The following is a 13,898-nucleotide window of genomic DNA, read 5'->3' on the forward strand; positions in this document are numbered from 1 at the left end:
GCACAACCTCCGCTTCACGCAGCTTGCCAATAATCTCTTCCGGGCGATGCTTCTTGCTCGGCATTCATAATCTCCTTCGTAATCCAAAATATCATCAATTTTGGACCACTCAGAAGGGGGCAGATCACGGGATCGAGCACTGTCTCACGAGTTCGGCGAGGCCATCGCCAGTGGCATCAATGGTGAACATACCAACCAACCCCTTTGATGTTGTTCCAGGCGTCCGTCGTGTGGCAGGCGTAGCACTGCTCGACCCGCGCACGTTTGCCGGCGACGCGCTGGGAGACCATCTCGAAGTGCATCATGTTGTGGCTTGGCGGCGGCAGATGACATTGCGAGCACTCAGTCGAGCGCGTCGCCGGGTGGCGAAACTCGGAGATCCGCCATGTCGTCAGCGCGTGGCAGCTACTGCACTGAGAGCCGAAGAGCCCTTGGTGAGGATCGCGGTTGGAATGGCAGCTCGCGCAGTCGAGCCGGGCTAGGTCGCCATTGATGGTGGGGTGAGTTGGGAGCGGCATTCCCCCAGCCTTTAGCGGCGGCCCCTTAGCAGTGGCACGGAAGGCGGCATGGGCGGGCACTTTCCAGAACTTCGCCAGGGTGAGCGCGTCGTGGTCCATCCGCGATAGGCTGACGCCTCCGTCATGCTCGACATGGCAGCTCGCACATCGCTTCGCATCCACGTGGAAGCGGGTTGATTGCTTGTCGCCGAACGACGTGGTGGCGTGGCAGGCGATGCATTTCTGCGGGTCCACCCCGACGTGTGGCGTATGGCAGGATACGCAGCTCCCGGCGATGAACTGGTGCGCTTTCGAGATGGGGCCGGGATCGACCAGCCCTTCCCATCCGGGAACGGCGCTGCTGCCGGACCGATGCACAAGGTAAGGCACGACCACGCCGACCAGCAGCGCCGCGGCCGCGAACACGACAAAGAGGATCGTTGACCGCTTCAAAGCCAGCGCAAGCCGTAATAGAGGCCCGCCCAGATATGGAGCGCGAGCAGCGTGTAGAGGATCACCGCCAGGGTGACATGAACCTTGCGCCACTGGCCGAACAGGCTTTGGACGGCACCCTCAGCGCGGACGGCGTATTCGACGTCGGCGACGGCACCGGCGAGCGATTCTGCGTCGCGCTCGGACCCTGCCGCCGCGGGCACCTCATCCTTCTGGAAGAGGGCTCTGGCGAGCAACCCGCGCGAGTCTGCCGACGCCCCCTCGGCGACAGGCGGGGGCTGGATATTGAGGAAGGAAAGCTTCAAGGCCGCCAGTTCGGACTGGCGCCCGCGCAACGCTCTGGCGAGCTGTGTGAGTAGATAGCGGCCGAAAAACCCGCTGATGACGAGGACGAGCATGATCCCGGTGAGCGAGACGCCGAGCGGGCTGTTGAACTTGTGCGCGGCATGAATCAGCCCAAGGATCGGCGCCACGACCCCGGCGTAGATGTGCAGCGAGAGCAGGGTTCGCGTCTCGACATGGGGCTTGGCGCGCCTGTTGATGAAGGGGATGCGCTTCACCGCGACATAAGTGAGCGGCACAAGCATCAGCAGCGCGGCAGCGATGCCGATCAGGCTGCCGGCCAGGCTCCCCGGAAAGCGCGGAGAAGAGTGAAGGAAGAAGCCGAGCGGGAAAAGGGTGAGGACGACGACGAGCGCGCCGACGACGATACCGCCGCGCTCGCGCATCAAGCCTCTACCACGAGGGGGACGCCAGTGCCTTTGGCTTGGCAGGCGAGCACATACCCCTGGGCTTTGTCGGCGGGGTCGAGGCCGGTTTCGACGGCCATCGTCACCTCACCCTGAAGCAAATGCGTGACGCAGACCCCACACTCTCCGATCCGGCAGACGAACGGGATCTCCACGCCCGCTCCCTCCGCCGCTTCGAGCACCGTCTGATCGGCTGGCAAGGCTGCCGACACGCCAGAAATGGAAAAGGTCAGGGTGGTAGGGGCGATCTGAGCCTGCTGCGGCGGCGATGGTGGAGCGGCGGATGGAACCGTTCCGGCGGAGCTCGCGACGGTCGCCGGCTCCGCGCTGGCCACGGCCTCCGGCGCGTCATCGAGCGGGAGCGAAGCCGGACCAAAGGCCTCGCTATGGATTTGCGCTTCCGGAACGCCGAGCTCGGTCAGCAGCCGCTTCACCGCCGTCATCATCGGCGGCGGGCCACAAAGATGGACCCGGCGATGCACGATGTCGGGCACGGCCGCCTGCAGCATCTCCTTGGTAAGCAGCCCTTCGGGACCAAGCCACACGGTTCCGGGCGTCCGCTGCATCGTCGCGAAGACGTGCAGCCTCTCATGGCGGCGCTCGAGCTGCTCGAGCTCCCAGCGAAAAACGAACTCGTCGGTCGATCGCGCGCCGTAAACGAAGAAGATCTCGCCCGGCCAAGCGGTGTCGGTGAGGTAGCGAAGCACCGACATCATCGGCGTGATCCCGACGCCGCCGGCGATCAGCACGATGCTTTCCGCATCGGACCCGGTGAAGGTAAAGGTGCCGAATGGGCCCGACATCTTGATCCGGTCGCCAACCTTCACGTTGTCGTGCAGGTAGCGCGAAACGACGCCTTGCTCCTCCCGCTTGACGGTCAGCTCGACATAAGCGCGCTGCGTCGGGGAGGAGGCGATCGTATATGACCGCCGCACTGGCTTTCCGGCTTCGGGCTCTACCTCGACCTGCAAGAATTGGCCGGGCAGGAAGTCGAACGGGAGGCGGTCGGCCGATGGCTCGACAAGGCGAAACGTCTCGATCGTGGGCGTCTCGCGGATGATCTGCGCAACCCGAAGCTCGCCGGCCCAGGTTCTCGGACGTCTCAGCGCTGTGCCGCCCGGTGCTGCCGAATTGCTCAGAGGAAGGCCCGACGTCACCGTCCCGGGGGTCGGGGTGGGCTGTAGAGGTGGCGGAGCGGGCGCCGCGGAAGGAGGGGAGGATACTCGCGCCGACGCGGCGCCCGCGACGGCCGGGATGCCCGCGCTCATCAACTCGCGCACCCGACGAAGCCGGAGAAGTTGCAGGAGGAGCAGACCGCCGGACACAAGGACCAGCATCGTCATCAACAGCAGGTGTTGCGGCGTCAGCCCGAACAGGCTCCCGCCGTGCTGGCCGGATTGATTGGGCAGGCTGAGTTCGTCACGAAACCAGTTGAGCGCGACAATCTGAGGGTTGCCCTGGCCGGAAAGCGCCGCGTGGGCGGCCGCTCCGCTGTCGAACAGGGAAAGCCCGTCACGGGCGCGTTCGCCCGCCTCGCTCATCGCCTGCGGGGTCGAGGCGCGGCGGGCATCGCGTGCGCCCTGGCTAAGAAGCGCGAGCCCCTGATTCAGCCGGTCATGGGCCTGAGCGGCGACTTGCTGACGCTGCTCGGCCGGCATTCCCGGCAGCCGCATCAACGCCGCGAACAGCGGAGTACGAGCGCCCTGGCCGCAACAGTTGCGCATCATCGCCATCATCGAAGAGGCTTGCCCTCCTGGGGCTGAACCCGCGGAGCTGCCCGCCATCCCCGCCATGCCCGCTCCTGCTAGGGCGGCTGAGTCAGGGGCGGGCGAACCGCCTGGATGATGACTTGCGTGCTCGTCCGCGCCCGCCGAGGCCGTCGAGGAAGCCGACGCGGAGATTGAGCGCGGCGCCGCCGACGCAGGGCTGGGGGGAGCCGCTACGTCGGCGACGCCGGCGGGGTGGTGACCTGCGTGCTCGCTGGGGGCTTGCGCACGCGCCGTCCATCCCAGGCAAGCAGCGACTAAAGCAACAGCGCTGCCCGCCATCCAAATCGGTCTCTTGAAACGCGTCATGTGAGGGATCGCCCAATCGAGCCGACCCGCTACCTACATATCGTCCTGCATCGGCATCGGCTTGTCCTTGGGCATCGGCGCTGGCTTCGCTGTCCCCGACTTGTTCATGTTCCCGCCGCTCATGTTGCCGCTCATGCCCATGTGGTGATCGCCCATGCCGCCCTTGCTCGCGGCCATGTTCCCGCCGCCCATCGGCATGTCGTCCATCATCCCGCCCATCTGACCGTTGCCCATGCCGCCAGCACCCATCTGGTCGTCGCCCATCGGCATTGCGGCGGCGTCCGTCTGGTTGCCGGCCTGGCCCGACATCTGGTTGTGCATTTCGGCCGCCACGCCAGCATCGTCGCGCGCCGCGCTCTCGTCGATCGGCAGCGCGACATTATCGGCCGCGGCGGTGTTTGCAGTGCTGGTGTCGGCTCCCCCGCAGGCGGAAACACTCAATCCGGCAAGGATCGCCGCAGTCGGCACTAGGGCGGATTTCCATAAAGGTGTCGTTCGATTGCTCATGTCTCTGTCCTTCGTCAGGCCACTATTCGCCGGGCTCTCGGAAAGCCCGGCGAACGGTAGCCATTCGTCTATTGGGGTTGGGCCAGGATCTGCTGGCAGCGCTCGTGACTGAGGTTCATCGGGTTCATTCCCATCCCCTTCATCGCGGCGTGATCGTGGGTGGTGCGGAGCCCCATATCCTGTTCCATGCGCTCGCAGCTCGCGCGCTGCTCGGCGGTCGCCTCGCGCGTGGTGGCGCATCCCGCCAGCCCGATGATCGGGAGTGTGGCTGCTATGAGAAGTCGCTTCATTGTCATGTCCTTCCTCTGTTCAGATGATTGCCCCGGCATTCTCCCGTGCGGGCCGCGCCCGTTCTGTTGTCTTGAAAATCGTCGGGAAGGCGGTGCTCACGACTAGACCTTGCTCGGCGCGGTGCTGGTGTTGGCGAGGTGCGCTAAGATCGGGCAGTCCGTCACCGGAGCCTCTACCGGACATTGCTCGGCGAGCTGCTTGAGCGCAGCGCTGATGCGGCTTAGTTCGCTGATCCGCGCGATAGATTCCGCGATCTTGCGTTCGGTGACGTCGAGAACATCGGCGGCGCGGGCGGTGTCCGACGCGCGCAGCGCCAGTAGCGCCGCGATCTCGCTCAGCGTGAAACCGAGCCCCTGCGCCTTTCGGATGAAACGGACGCGCTCGAGGTCGGAATCATCATACAGTCGATAACCTGCGGCCGTGCGTGCCGGGGGAGGGAGAAGCCCGTCCCGCTCATAATAGCGGATCGTGTCTGTCCGGACTCCTACCGCTTTCGCGAATGCGCCGATAGTGATGCCGGTCATGACCTACCTCCGGCACCACTCTTGCGGCTTGGACCATAGTCCAAGGTCAACCCTTTTCTTTGGAGCCCGGCTCGAAAGTCGAAGGCTCGCCACCTCATTGTTCGAATTGCGGCCGCACTTGCCGGTCTGGTCGTGCTCACCGGTGATGCGCGTAGAGACGTCGCCCACCTGGGCCGAACGCGATGACGTTGTAGGGCTGGGGCTTCACGCCTGCGACCTCCATGCCGGGGGAGCCGATCGGCATTCCCGCAACTGCCAGCCCGCGGACGCCCTTCGGGTGCTGCGCGAGCACGCGCTTCATGTCGGCGATGGGGACATGCCCCTCGAATGCCATGCCATCGATGATGGCGGTGTGGCACGAGCTCAGATTGGCCGGCACGCCGACCTGGCGCTGGAGAGCGGCGCGGTTGGGGTCGTCGATGATCCGCACCTTGCGGTCGAACTGCTGCCGCACCTGGGCCGCCCATTTCTCACAGCACCCGCACCCCGGATCGCGGTACATCGCGATATCGGCCGCGGCCAGGGCCGACGCCGGGACCAGCAGCAAGAGCGCCGACAAAGCGCCTCGAATGGATGTTCTCATGTCTGCCTCCTGAAAAGGGGGGCCGCCGCCCTCGGAATAAGTGGGGCGGGGCTACTGCGCGCGCTTTCCCTTCTTCCCGAGCCAGCCCTGCAACTCGGCGATCTCGCGCTCCTGTTTGGTGATCGTCATCTGGGCCATACGGCGCGTCTCGGGGTCCTTGGCTTCGCGCAGCGCGACTCGCGACATGGCAACGGCGCCGCGGTGATGTTCGATCATCTTACGGGTCCACATCTCGGCCGCGTCGCCCTGCTTGGCGGCCATCATCTTCTGATGCATGTCCATTTCGGCGTGGCCGTAGGGGTTGCCGGCCATCATCTTCTTCATCATGTCGTCATGGTCCATGCCGGGCATGTTGCCATGCTCCATCCCCGGCATCCCGCCTTGCTGGGCGAGCGCGGGCGTAGCCAGCAAGGCCGCCGCGGCGACGAAACTCAACATCTTCATGGTCTTCTCCCGTTGCTGTTCAGAACCAGGTTCTCACGCCGATCACGAAGCTGGTGGCGTGAACGTCCTCGCCGGCGGCGCGCGCGAAACGGGCGGTGTCGCCCGTCTTTCGCAGGTAAGAGACGCCGACATAGGGCGCGAATTCGCGGGCAACGTCGTAACGGAGCCTCAGCCCCACCTCCACATCGACCAGACCGGAGCCGGTGTCAGTCTCGGGCACATCCTGCGCCGAAAGATTAAACTCGGCCCGGGGTTGAAGGATCAGACGCTGGGTGATGCGCTGATCGTAATAGCCCTCGACGCGCCCGAGCACGTCTCCCTTGTTGGACAGGAACAGAGCGCCTTCCACCTCGAAAAACCCCGGCGCCAGACCTTCTATCCCGACCGTCGCGTAGGTTCGTTTCGGCCCGCGGCCGAAGTCTTGGCGGACGCCGCCCTGAAGGTTGAAATAGGGGTCGATCGCGTGGCTGTAGAGCGCCTGCACCTCCGCGCTGTCGAGCCCTCGGCGAAACTCACCCTCACCCTCGCTCTTCAGCCAAAGGCGGTTGATGTCGCCACCATACCAAGCCTCGCCGTCCCACCTGTAGCCGTCGCGGCCGCTGTGGATCTGGTATTCGGCGACGTTGAGCAGGACCTGGTAGAAGGTCTGGCCGCCGTGCTGGGCGAGATGGTGCCGGGCATCCATCATCTCCTGCGGTCCGAACACGCGGTCGGCGGCGTGATCGGTCGGGATCGGCGGCGCCGGTGCGTTCCCGGGGGGAAGGGCTGTCCCGGTCTGCGCCACGCCTTCCATCGACATGCCTGGCATGTCGTGGCCGCTGTGCTCGTCGGCGGGCATCTGCATCCCTGGCATCGGCTGCGCGCCCTGCTGACCCTGGGCAGGCGTAGTCATCCCCGGCATCGCCGAATGGTCCATGCCGGGCATAGCCGAATGATCCATCCCCTGCATCGCCCCGTGGTCCATGCCCTCCATCGACGCCGGAGCGTCCTTCGCGGGAGCAGCTTTTGCCGGTGCGGCTTTCGGCTCCGCCGTCCTCGCTCCGTCCTTGGGCTTCGCAGCGGGCTTGGCTGCCGGCTTATTCTTCGCCGCCGGCGCGGGCATCGTCATGCCGGGCATGTTGTGCATCGAATGATCCTGCGCAACCGCCGGGGCGGCGAAGGCGAGCAGGGCACTGGCGGCGAGCGCCGAACGCGCGCGCGTCATGCCGCCTCTCCTTCAAGCGGCCTGACCGTCACGACGCGCATCATGCCCGCGGTCATGTGGAACAGGTTGTGGCAGTGGAACGCCCAATCGCCGGGCGCGTCGGCGGTGACGTCGAACGTCACCTTGCCTCCCGGCGCGACATTGACCGTATGCTTGCGGGGCGCGTGGTCGCCGTGGCCCGTCACCAGCTCGAAGAAATGCCCGTGAAGGTGGATCGGGTGGGGCATCATCGTGTCGTTGATGAGGTTTACCCGCACCCGTTCGCCGTTGCGGAACGGGATCGGGTCGGCAGGGTCGCTCAGCTTCACTCCGTCGAACGACCACATATAGCGCTCCATGTTGCCGGTCAGATGGATGTCGAGTGATCGGCTCGGCGCCCGCACGTCCGGATTGGGGGTGAGCGCCATAAGGTCGCGATAGGTGAGGACACGGTGATCGACAGTCTCGAGCCCCTGCGGGCGTTCGCCGGTGCGGTCGGTCGGCATCGGCGAGATAGTCTGCACGCCGGGTCCCATCTTCACGCCCGGTGCATTCTTCGGGTTGCGCATCGACATATCCATGCCGCCCATGTCGCCTGAGCCGTGCCCCGACATGCCAGCCACCTGGCTGTGGTCCATTCCGGGCATTTGGCTGTGGTCCATGCCCGCCATGCCGCTGCCCATCGCCATGCCTGGCGATGCGGCGCCCCCCTGGGCGGCCATGTCGGGCATCGCTGCCATGCCGCTGCCGCCGCTCGCGGGCGCGGTCATCGCTGCCGCGGCGCCGGTCCACCCGGTCGCCTGGGCGAGCCCCGCCGAGCGGTTCTGCTCAGCGGTCGGGTCGGCTCCGCGTGTCGCGGTCGGATTCTTCATGTCCATGCCGCCCATGTCACCCATCCCCATGTCCTTCATGGTGGTGATCGGGCGCGGACGGAGTGGAGGCACGGGCGCGCTCATGCCGGCGCGCGGTGCGAGCGTGGCCCGCGCCAAGCCCGAGCGGTCGATCGCCTCGCCGACAAGCGTGTAAGCGCGATCCTCGGGCGTCACGATCACGTCGTAGGTCTCGGCAACCGCGATCTGGAACTCGTCGGTCGTCACCGGCTGGACGTTCTGCCCGTCCGCCTGCACGACGGTCATCGGCAGGCCCGGGATGCGGACGTTGAAATTCGTCTGAGCAGCGGCGTTGATGAAGCGCAGCCGCACCCGCTCGCCGGGGGTAAACAGCGCGGTCCAGTTGTCGATCGGGCCGAAGCCGTTGATGATGTAGGTGTAGGTCGAGCCCGTCACGTCGGACAGATCGGTCGGATCCATCCGCATCTTGCCCCATTCGAGCCGCTCTTTGAGCGTCTGGTCGCGGCCGGCCAGGAGCCCCGCCAGGGTCTGACGCTGGTAGTTGAAGTAGCCCGCCTCCTGCTTCAATTTGCGGAAAATGGTCTCCCCGCGCAGCGGGCTATGGTCGGCCAGCACGATCACATGCTCGCGGTCGTAGGCGACGGGATCGGGGCCTGCCGGGTCGATCACGATCGGACCGTAAAGGCCCTCTTGCTCCTGCGCGCCCGAATGGCTGTGATACCAGTAGGTGCCCGACTGGATGATCGGGAACTCGTAGAGGAAGCTGGACTTGGCCTTGATGCCGGGAAAGCTGATCCCCGGCACCCCGTCCATCGGGAAGGGCACCAACAAGCCGTGCCAGTGGATCGAACTCTCGACGTCGAGCGCGTTGGAAACGGCAAGGCGGACCTTCTGCCCCTCCTTCAAGCGCAGAAGCGGTGCGGGCACGGTGCCGTTGACCCCGATCGCCGGCGTCGGCTTGCCGTCGACCGGCAGCGTGAAGCTGTTGATGGTGAGCGCGATGTCGGTGCCGCTGAGCGTGGGGAGCGGCTTGACGATGCCGCCCGAGACGGGCTGCGCCCAGGCGGGAATATAGGCCGAAAAGGCCAGCCCTCCACCGGCGACGGCGGCCCCGCGCAAGAGTTGGCGACGGTCGAGAGTGCGGCTCATTGGTTCCTGATCCTGTCGAATGCAAAGGTCCGTTCGGAATGATACGGGGACGCCGGCTCTATCCCTCACCCTCCATTCAATTTTTCGAGGAGCTTCGCGCGCGCGCGATAGAGGCGGGTCTCGACCGCTTTCTCGCTGATCGACAACAAGGCCGCCGTCTCGGCCTGGCTCAAGCCCTCGATGGTGCGAAGGATCAAGGACTCCTTCAACGCCGCCGGCAGCTCGGCGATCGCGCGCGTCACGCGGTCGAGCTCCTCGCGATCGGCCGCGGCGGCCTCGATCCCCACGCTGTCTTCGGGCACAGCCTCCGCCCGGGCGTCGATCGGCCTGGCGAACGACAGAACGCGGCGCACCGTCCGCTTCCTCCCCCAGTCCCGACACTTGTTCAGGGCGATCGCCGAAAGCCATGTCCGCATGGGGCGCGCCGCGTCGTAGCGGCGGAGCGCCTGATGCGCGGCGACGAACGTGTCCTGTGCCAGGTCCAATGCTTCGTCGGCATCACCGATATAGCCGCGGATCAAGCGAAACACGGCCTGCCCGTGGCGGCGCAGGATCTCGGCGAAGGCTGCCTGCCGGCCCGCGATGCTAAGCGCAGCAAGCTCGCCATCGGAAAGCGCCGTCCAGTCGAGGCTCACCGCTGATCGTCGGTGAGCGCCTTCACCACCGCCTGATCGAACTGCGCGGTCTGATTGGGACGAAGAAGCTGCCGCATGGCGAAGATGTGCGCCAGCGTCGCCTTTTGCAACTCGCCCATCGAAGCATGGCTCCGGTCGACCGCCGCGGCGACGCGCGGGCCGTTGCCGTGCTCGGCCTGGATCGCGTCGGCAAGCCGCGCGTTGTCGGCCCTCAACTCAAGCTCAAGCGCGCGGCGCTGCACCGCGAAGCGCGCCTCCAAGGCTTCAAGCTTCGCCTCCTGGACGGTGTCGAGTTTCAGTCTGTGGTGAAGGACGTCGTGCAGCTCAGCGCCAGGCTGGGCCGGTGCGGGGAAAAGTGAGCGGCCGATGAAAACACCCGCGACGGCTGCGACGAGGCAGGCGACCACGCATAGGATCATGCGGACGTTGGTCCTCACGGCACGCCCGCCAGCAAGGTCGAGGGTGCGAACGGAGATTGAAGCCCAAGCGGCGCAAGGGGCGACATGGCGGCAGCCGGCCGCCCCGGAACTCCGGCCCCGATCATGCCCATGACGAGTGCACCCGTGATAGTAAGCGCTCCCAATCCTAAGCCGGTGCGCGCGGCCGGCTGCGCCGCGATCCGGGCGAGCACGCGGTCCTCAAGCCCCGCTGGCACCGGGGCGAGGGCGAGCCTGCGCAGCGCTTCGTCGATGTTCTCCATGCCGGTCACTCCACTCTCTTACATAGGTTACGCGAAACTGCCCATCGCCCCTCATGCGAGGTGGTGAGGGATAGTTGGCCGCGCCACGTATTGAAGGTGGGTTCCATGTTCCGGAGACACCACTATGCGTCGCTTGTCCCTCCTTCCCGCCGCCGCTGCCTTGGTCCTGTTCGCAGGCGTGGCTGAAGCGCACCCCAAGCTGGTCTCTGCCAGCCCCGCTCCCAACGCGGTTGTGGCGAAGCCCGCCCGCCTCGAACTCCATTTCAGTGAGAGGCTGATGCCGAAACTCTCCGGGGCAGACCTGATGATGACCGGCATGAAAGGCATGAATCATGCACCGATAAAGGTCGCGGCCACCTCGGCGGTGGCCGCCGACGGCCGCACGCTGATCGTTCGCCCCAGGGCGCCGCTCGGCGCGGGGCGCTACAGCCTCGCCTGGCACGTCGTCTCGGCCGACACGCACCGGATCGTCGGGAACTACGCCTTCACGGTGAAGTAAGGTGGAGGCCGACTGGCCGCTGATCGGCGTCCGCTTCGCGCTCTACGGGGTGCTGACGGGCCTGTTCGGCCTGTCGGCGTTCAGCCTCTACGGGCTCCGAGCTGGCGAGCGCGACAGCGCGGTCGCGCTGCGCCCCTGGTTGGTCGTCAGCGGCGGCCTCGCCCTGCTGCTCTCGCTCTGCTCGCTCGCGCTGATGGCGTCCGCGATGGCCGGGACGCCGCTCTGGCCAATCGATCAAGCGACGATCGGAACGCTGCTCACCGAGTCTGCCGTCGGCACGGCATGGATGGTGCGCATGGCCGCGCTCTTTCTTGCGGCGATCGCGGCCATGTTCGCAGCGGGCCGCGGACCCTGGCTGGCATTCGTCGCGCTAGCCTCCGGCGTCGCGCTGGCGTCGCTCGCATGGACGGGGCACGGCGCGATGGATGAAGGCGCAACGGGGTGGCTCCACCTCATCGCCGACATTCTCCACCTGATCGCTGCCGGCGTGTGGGTCGGCGCCCTGCTCGGGCTGATCCTCCTCGTCTCGCGACCGGCCGCGCGGGTCGATGCCGCGCATCTCGGCCTGACGCACCGCGCGCTGCACGGGTTCGGCACGATCGGCACGCTCGTGGTGGGCACGATCGTCGTCACCGGGCTCGTCAATGGCTGGCTGCTGGTCGGGATCGGCAATCTCGGATCGCTGGGCACGACGATCTACGGCCGGCTGCTGCTCGCCAAGCTGGCGCTGTTCGTCGCCATGCTGGGGCTGGCCTCGCTCAACCGCTTCCGGCTGACGCCAGCGTTCGAGGCGTCGATCGCGGCGGACGACCATCGCGGCGCGCTCGGCGCGCTACGCGCCAGCTTGGCGGTCGAGACTGCCTGCGTCGTCACGATCCTAGGATTGGTGGCGTGGCTAGGAACGCTCGAACCGCCGGCCTCGGCGATGTGAGGTTGGTGCGGGCAGCGACCGCCGCCCGCACGCTGCTTGTTAGGCCGCCACCCTGTCGCAGGCATCGGCGCACCGCCGGCACGCAGCGACGCAATCCTCCATACCGTCGAGCTGTTCGCAGCTCGCCGCGCACGCCCGGCAAATCTCGGCGCACTCGCGGCAGATATGGGCGTGGTGCTCTGACTTGCGCGCCATGAAGTCGATCGCAACACTGCAAATCTGAGCACAATCCAGCATCAGCTTCATATGCTGAGGCTCGGCGTGCCGTCCCCCCGCCTCGAGGCAGTGATTCATTGCCATGTGAAGGCAGGTAATGCGGCATTCGTGGCAGGCGTCCATGCACGCCTTCATCTCGGAGTCGATCTGATGCATTGTCTTTCCTTCCGTGCAGCCCCGCTCCCTTCCTAGATACGCGATTGTTGGCGGCATCCCTCGCGGGCGTCGGGGGCCTCACCGCTCTTGCGGCTCGGACCATAGTCCAGGGTCAACCCCTGTTCTTTCGCAACGTCGATTTGGCGAGCAAGACCGTTTCGGTAAGCTCGACGGCCGATGTACAGCATCTCAAGCAGGCCATCGAGAAGGCCGGCTTCGCGGTGACGCATAAAGCCCCATTTGTCTGAGGGCTTCGGCGGACGGGCGCGTAAAAGGATTGTGCGGTGATCCGCACGGGCCCGCCTCGCGATCATAAGTGCACCGGGCCTGTATGCGTTCTGCAGCACAAATGAATGAGGGTGCAGAGTCATGACCGACGGTGAGCGCAGCGGGTCCAGGAGCGATGGTTCCGGTCATTCGGGGCACATGCCTGCGACTACCGACAAACGCGCGCTGGTTATTTCCGGCTGGCTCACCGGCGTGTACTTCGTGATCGAGCTGGGGATCGGTCTCTGGACGGGCTCCGTCGCGGTCACCTCCGACGCTTTCCACACTTTTTCGGCGGTCGGCGGTATCCTCATCGCCCTGGTCGCGACTCGGCTCGGGGAGCGCAAATCCAGCCCCGCCCGGACATTCGGCTATGTCCGCGCGGAGATACTGGGCGCCCTCTTCAATGGCCTGTTCCTCGCGATCATGGCCCTCTTTGTCTTCTGGATGGGCGCGATGCGGCTGATGGAGCCGATCGATCTGCCGACGACGCCCATGTTGATCGCTGCCGCAGGGGGCATCGCCACGGAACTGGTCGCACTTTGGCTGCTCTACGAACGTCAGAAGGGCAACTTGAATCTCCGCGGGGCCTTCTGGCACATTCTCCAGACCTTCGTCGGCAGCTTCCTGATCATCGTATCGGCCTTGGTGATCCGCTTCACCGGGTTCCTGGCGATCGACCCGCTGCTTGGAATGGCGTTCGGAGTGGTGCTTCTGTGGGCCTCATGGGGGATTACCAGGGACGCGCTCCACATCCTCCTGCAAGGCACGCCTGAAGATCTGGACCTCAATGCTGCCATCGCCGCCATTCGTGGCGTGGAAGGCGTCACCGACATCCACCACGTTCATGCATGGAGCCTGACCTCGGGGGTCAATGTCTTCGCGAGCCACGTCTGCGTGCGCGACATGGCAGAGGCGGAGCGCGTCCTGCGAGACGTGAACGCGCTCCTGCGCGACCGCTTCAAGATCTACTTCTCGACCACACAGATCGAGGAACGCTGTCTTGCGGCCGAAGAGGGGGCGGCGGCGATCGACATAATGCGGCGTGAGCCCGGGCCGGTTGATCTGCCCCCTTCTGAGTGGTCCAAAATTGATGATATTTTGGATTACGAAGGAGATTATGAATGCCGAGCAAGAAGCATCGCCCGGAAGAGATTATTGGCAAGCTGCGTGAAGCGGAGGTTGTGC

Annotated in this window: 16 protein-coding genes and 1 pseudogene; 3 read left to right on the forward strand and 14 right to left on the reverse strand. The window is 65.8% G+C overall.

What is annotated here, in order from left to right:
* Positions 1-176 precede the first annotated feature (176 nt).
* The 13 genes from CDQ91_RS20540 to CDQ91_RS20600 form a co-directional block, all read right to left on the reverse strand.
* Positions 177-950, reverse strand: a complete 774-nt coding sequence (locus tag CDQ91_RS20540) for a cytochrome c3 family protein (RefSeq protein WP_088474563.1) — start codon at positions 948-950, stop codon at positions 177-179.
* Positions 947-1,678 carry a hypothetical protein gene (locus tag CDQ91_RS20545; protein ID WP_088474564.1) on the reverse strand — a complete coding sequence of 244 codons (732 nt, stop codon included), beginning with the start codon at positions 1,676-1,678 and terminating at the stop codon, positions 947-949. Before CDQ91_RS20545 ends, CDQ91_RS20540 begins: the two co-directional genes overlap by 4 nt.
* On the reverse strand, positions 1,678-3,435 hold the full coding sequence (locus tag CDQ91_RS20550; protein WP_237246094.1) for an FAD-binding oxidoreductase: 1,758 nt from the start codon (positions 3,433-3,435) through the stop codon (positions 1,678-1,680). The genes CDQ91_RS20545 and CDQ91_RS20550 overlap by 1 nt, the downstream gene beginning before the upstream one ends.
* Before the next feature lie 372 nt (positions 3,436-3,807).
* Positions 3,808-4,281: a hypothetical protein gene (locus CDQ91_RS20555; RefSeq protein WP_144036844.1), complete on the reverse strand. Its 474-nt coding sequence runs from the start codon at positions 4,279-4,281 to the stop codon at positions 3,808-3,810.
* 68 nt (positions 4,282-4,349) lie between these two features.
* Positions 4,350-4,571 (reverse strand): hypothetical protein, encoded by a 222-nt coding sequence (locus CDQ91_RS20560; RefSeq protein ID WP_088474566.1) that lies wholly within the window; start codon positions 4,569-4,571, stop codon positions 4,350-4,352.
* 102 nt (positions 4,572-4,673) lie between these two features.
* Positions 4,674-5,096 (reverse strand): heavy metal-responsive transcriptional regulator, encoded by a 423-nt coding sequence (locus CDQ91_RS20565; protein ID WP_088474567.1) that lies wholly within the window; start codon positions 5,094-5,096, stop codon positions 4,674-4,676.
* 136 nt (positions 5,097-5,232) lie between these two features.
* Positions 5,233-5,679, reverse strand: a complete 447-nt coding sequence (locus CDQ91_RS20570) for a DUF411 domain-containing protein (RefSeq protein WP_088474568.1) — start codon at positions 5,677-5,679, stop codon at positions 5,233-5,235.
* A 51-nt stretch (positions 5,680-5,730) separates the two neighbouring features.
* Positions 5,731-6,123: a DUF305 domain-containing protein gene (locus CDQ91_RS20575; RefSeq protein WP_164499284.1), complete on the reverse strand. Its 393-nt coding sequence runs from the start codon at positions 6,121-6,123 to the stop codon at positions 5,731-5,733.
* A 19-nt stretch (positions 6,124-6,142) separates the two neighbouring features.
* Positions 6,143-7,327, reverse strand: a complete 1,185-nt coding sequence (locus CDQ91_RS20580) for a copper resistance protein B (RefSeq protein ID WP_088474569.1) — start codon at positions 7,325-7,327, stop codon at positions 6,143-6,145.
* Positions 7,324-9,306: a copper resistance system multicopper oxidase gene (locus CDQ91_RS20585; protein ID WP_088474570.1), complete on the reverse strand. Its 1,983-nt coding sequence runs from the start codon at positions 9,304-9,306 to the stop codon at positions 7,324-7,326. The genes CDQ91_RS20580 and CDQ91_RS20585 overlap by 4 nt, the downstream gene beginning before the upstream one ends.
* A 65-nt stretch (positions 9,307-9,371) precedes the next feature.
* Positions 9,372-9,941, reverse strand: coding sequence for an RNA polymerase sigma factor (locus CDQ91_RS20590; protein ID WP_088474571.1), 570 nt, complete (start codon positions 9,939-9,941; stop codon positions 9,372-9,374).
* Entirely contained in the window at positions 9,938-10,360 is a 423-nt protein-coding gene (locus CDQ91_RS20595) for a periplasmic heavy metal sensor (RefSeq protein ID WP_419722580.1), read from the reverse strand. The genes CDQ91_RS20590 and CDQ91_RS20595 overlap by 4 nt, the downstream gene beginning before the upstream one ends.
* Before the next feature lie 14 nt (positions 10,361-10,374).
* Entirely contained in the window at positions 10,375-10,641 is a 267-nt protein-coding gene (locus CDQ91_RS20600) for a hypothetical protein (RefSeq protein WP_088474580.1), read from the reverse strand.
* Positions 10,642-10,765: 124 nt separating this feature from the next.
* Between CDQ91_RS20600 and copC the strand changes: the two genes are divergently transcribed.
* Together copC and copD are read left to right on the forward strand one after the other, a co-directional pair.
* A complete protein-coding gene (copC, locus tag CDQ91_RS20605) occupies positions 10,766-11,140 on the forward strand; it encodes a copper homeostasis periplasmic binding protein CopC (protein WP_088474573.1) in 375 nt (124 codons plus the stop codon).
* Between the two features lies 1 nt (position 11,141).
* Positions 11,142-12,071 carry a copper homeostasis membrane protein CopD gene (copD, locus tag CDQ91_RS20610; protein WP_088474574.1) on the forward strand — a complete coding sequence of 310 codons (930 nt, stop codon included), beginning with the start codon at positions 11,142-11,144 and terminating at the stop codon, positions 12,069-12,071.
* A gap of 39 nt (positions 12,072-12,110) precedes the next feature.
* Here the strand turns inward: copD and CDQ91_RS20615 are convergent, their stop codons facing one another.
* Entirely contained in the window at positions 12,111-12,443 is a 333-nt protein-coding gene (locus tag CDQ91_RS20615) for a four-helix bundle copper-binding protein (protein WP_088474575.1), read from the reverse strand.
* A gap of 426 nt (positions 12,444-12,869) precedes the next feature.
* Here CDQ91_RS20615 and CDQ91_RS20625 point away from each other — a divergent pair.
* Positions 12,870-13,697, forward strand: a pseudogene (locus CDQ91_RS20625) (cation diffusion facilitator family transporter); the annotation flags it as partial.
* Positions 13,698-13,898 lie beyond the last annotated feature (201 nt).

Source organism: Sphingopyxis witflariensis, assembly GCF_002205635.1.
GTDB lineage: Bacteria > Pseudomonadota > Alphaproteobacteria > Sphingomonadales > Sphingomonadaceae > Sphingopyxis > Sphingopyxis witflariensis.

Coding starts and splice junctions, on each gene's coding strand:
- CDQ91_RS20565 (WP_088474567.1), bottom strand. CDS start 5,096: ATGACCGGCATCACTATCGGCGCATTCGCGAAAGCGGTAGGAGTCCGG.
- CDQ91_RS20555 (WP_144036844.1), bottom strand. CDS start 4,281: ATGAGCAATCGAACGACACCTTTATGGAAATCCGCCCTAGTGCCGACT.
- CDQ91_RS20575 (WP_164499284.1), bottom strand. CDS start 6,123: ATGAAGATGTTGAGTTTCGTCGCCGCGGCGGCCTTGCTGGCTACGCCC.
- CDQ91_RS20600 (WP_088474580.1), bottom strand. CDS start 10,641: ATGGAGAACATCGACGAAGCGCTGCGCAGGCTCGCCCTCGCCCCGGTG.
- CDQ91_RS20580 (WP_088474569.1), bottom strand. CDS start 7,327: ATGACGCGCGCGCGTTCGGCGCTCGCCGCCAGTGCCCTGCTCGCCTTC.
- CDQ91_RS20560 (WP_088474566.1), bottom strand. CDS start 4,571: ATGAAGCGACTTCTCATAGCAGCCACACTCCCGATCATCGGGCTGGCG.
- CDQ91_RS20595 (WP_419722580.1), bottom strand. CDS start 10,360: ATGATCCTATGCGTGGTCGCCTGCCTCGTCGCAGCCGTCGCGGGTGTT.
- CDQ91_RS20615 (WP_088474575.1), bottom strand. CDS start 12,443: ATGCATCAGATCGACTCCGAGATGAAGGCGTGCATGGACGCCTGCCAC.
- CDQ91_RS20550 (WP_237246094.1), bottom strand. CDS start 3,435: ATGATGGCGATGATGCGCAACTGTTGCGGCCAGGGCGCTCGTACTCCG.
- CDQ91_RS20545 (WP_088474564.1), bottom strand. CDS start 1,678: ATGCGCGAGCGCGGCGGTATCGTCGTCGGCGCGCTCGTCGTCGTCCTC.
- copC (WP_088474573.1), top strand. CDS start 10,766: ATGCGTCGCTTGTCCCTCCTTCCCGCCGCCGCTGCCTTGGTCCTGTTC.
- CDQ91_RS20585 (WP_088474570.1), bottom strand. CDS start 9,306: ATGAGCCGCACTCTCGACCGTCGCCAACTCTTGCGCGGGGCCGCCGTC.
- CDQ91_RS20570 (WP_088474568.1), bottom strand. CDS start 5,679: ATGAGAACATCCATTCGAGGCGCTTTGTCGGCGCTCTTGCTGCTGGTC.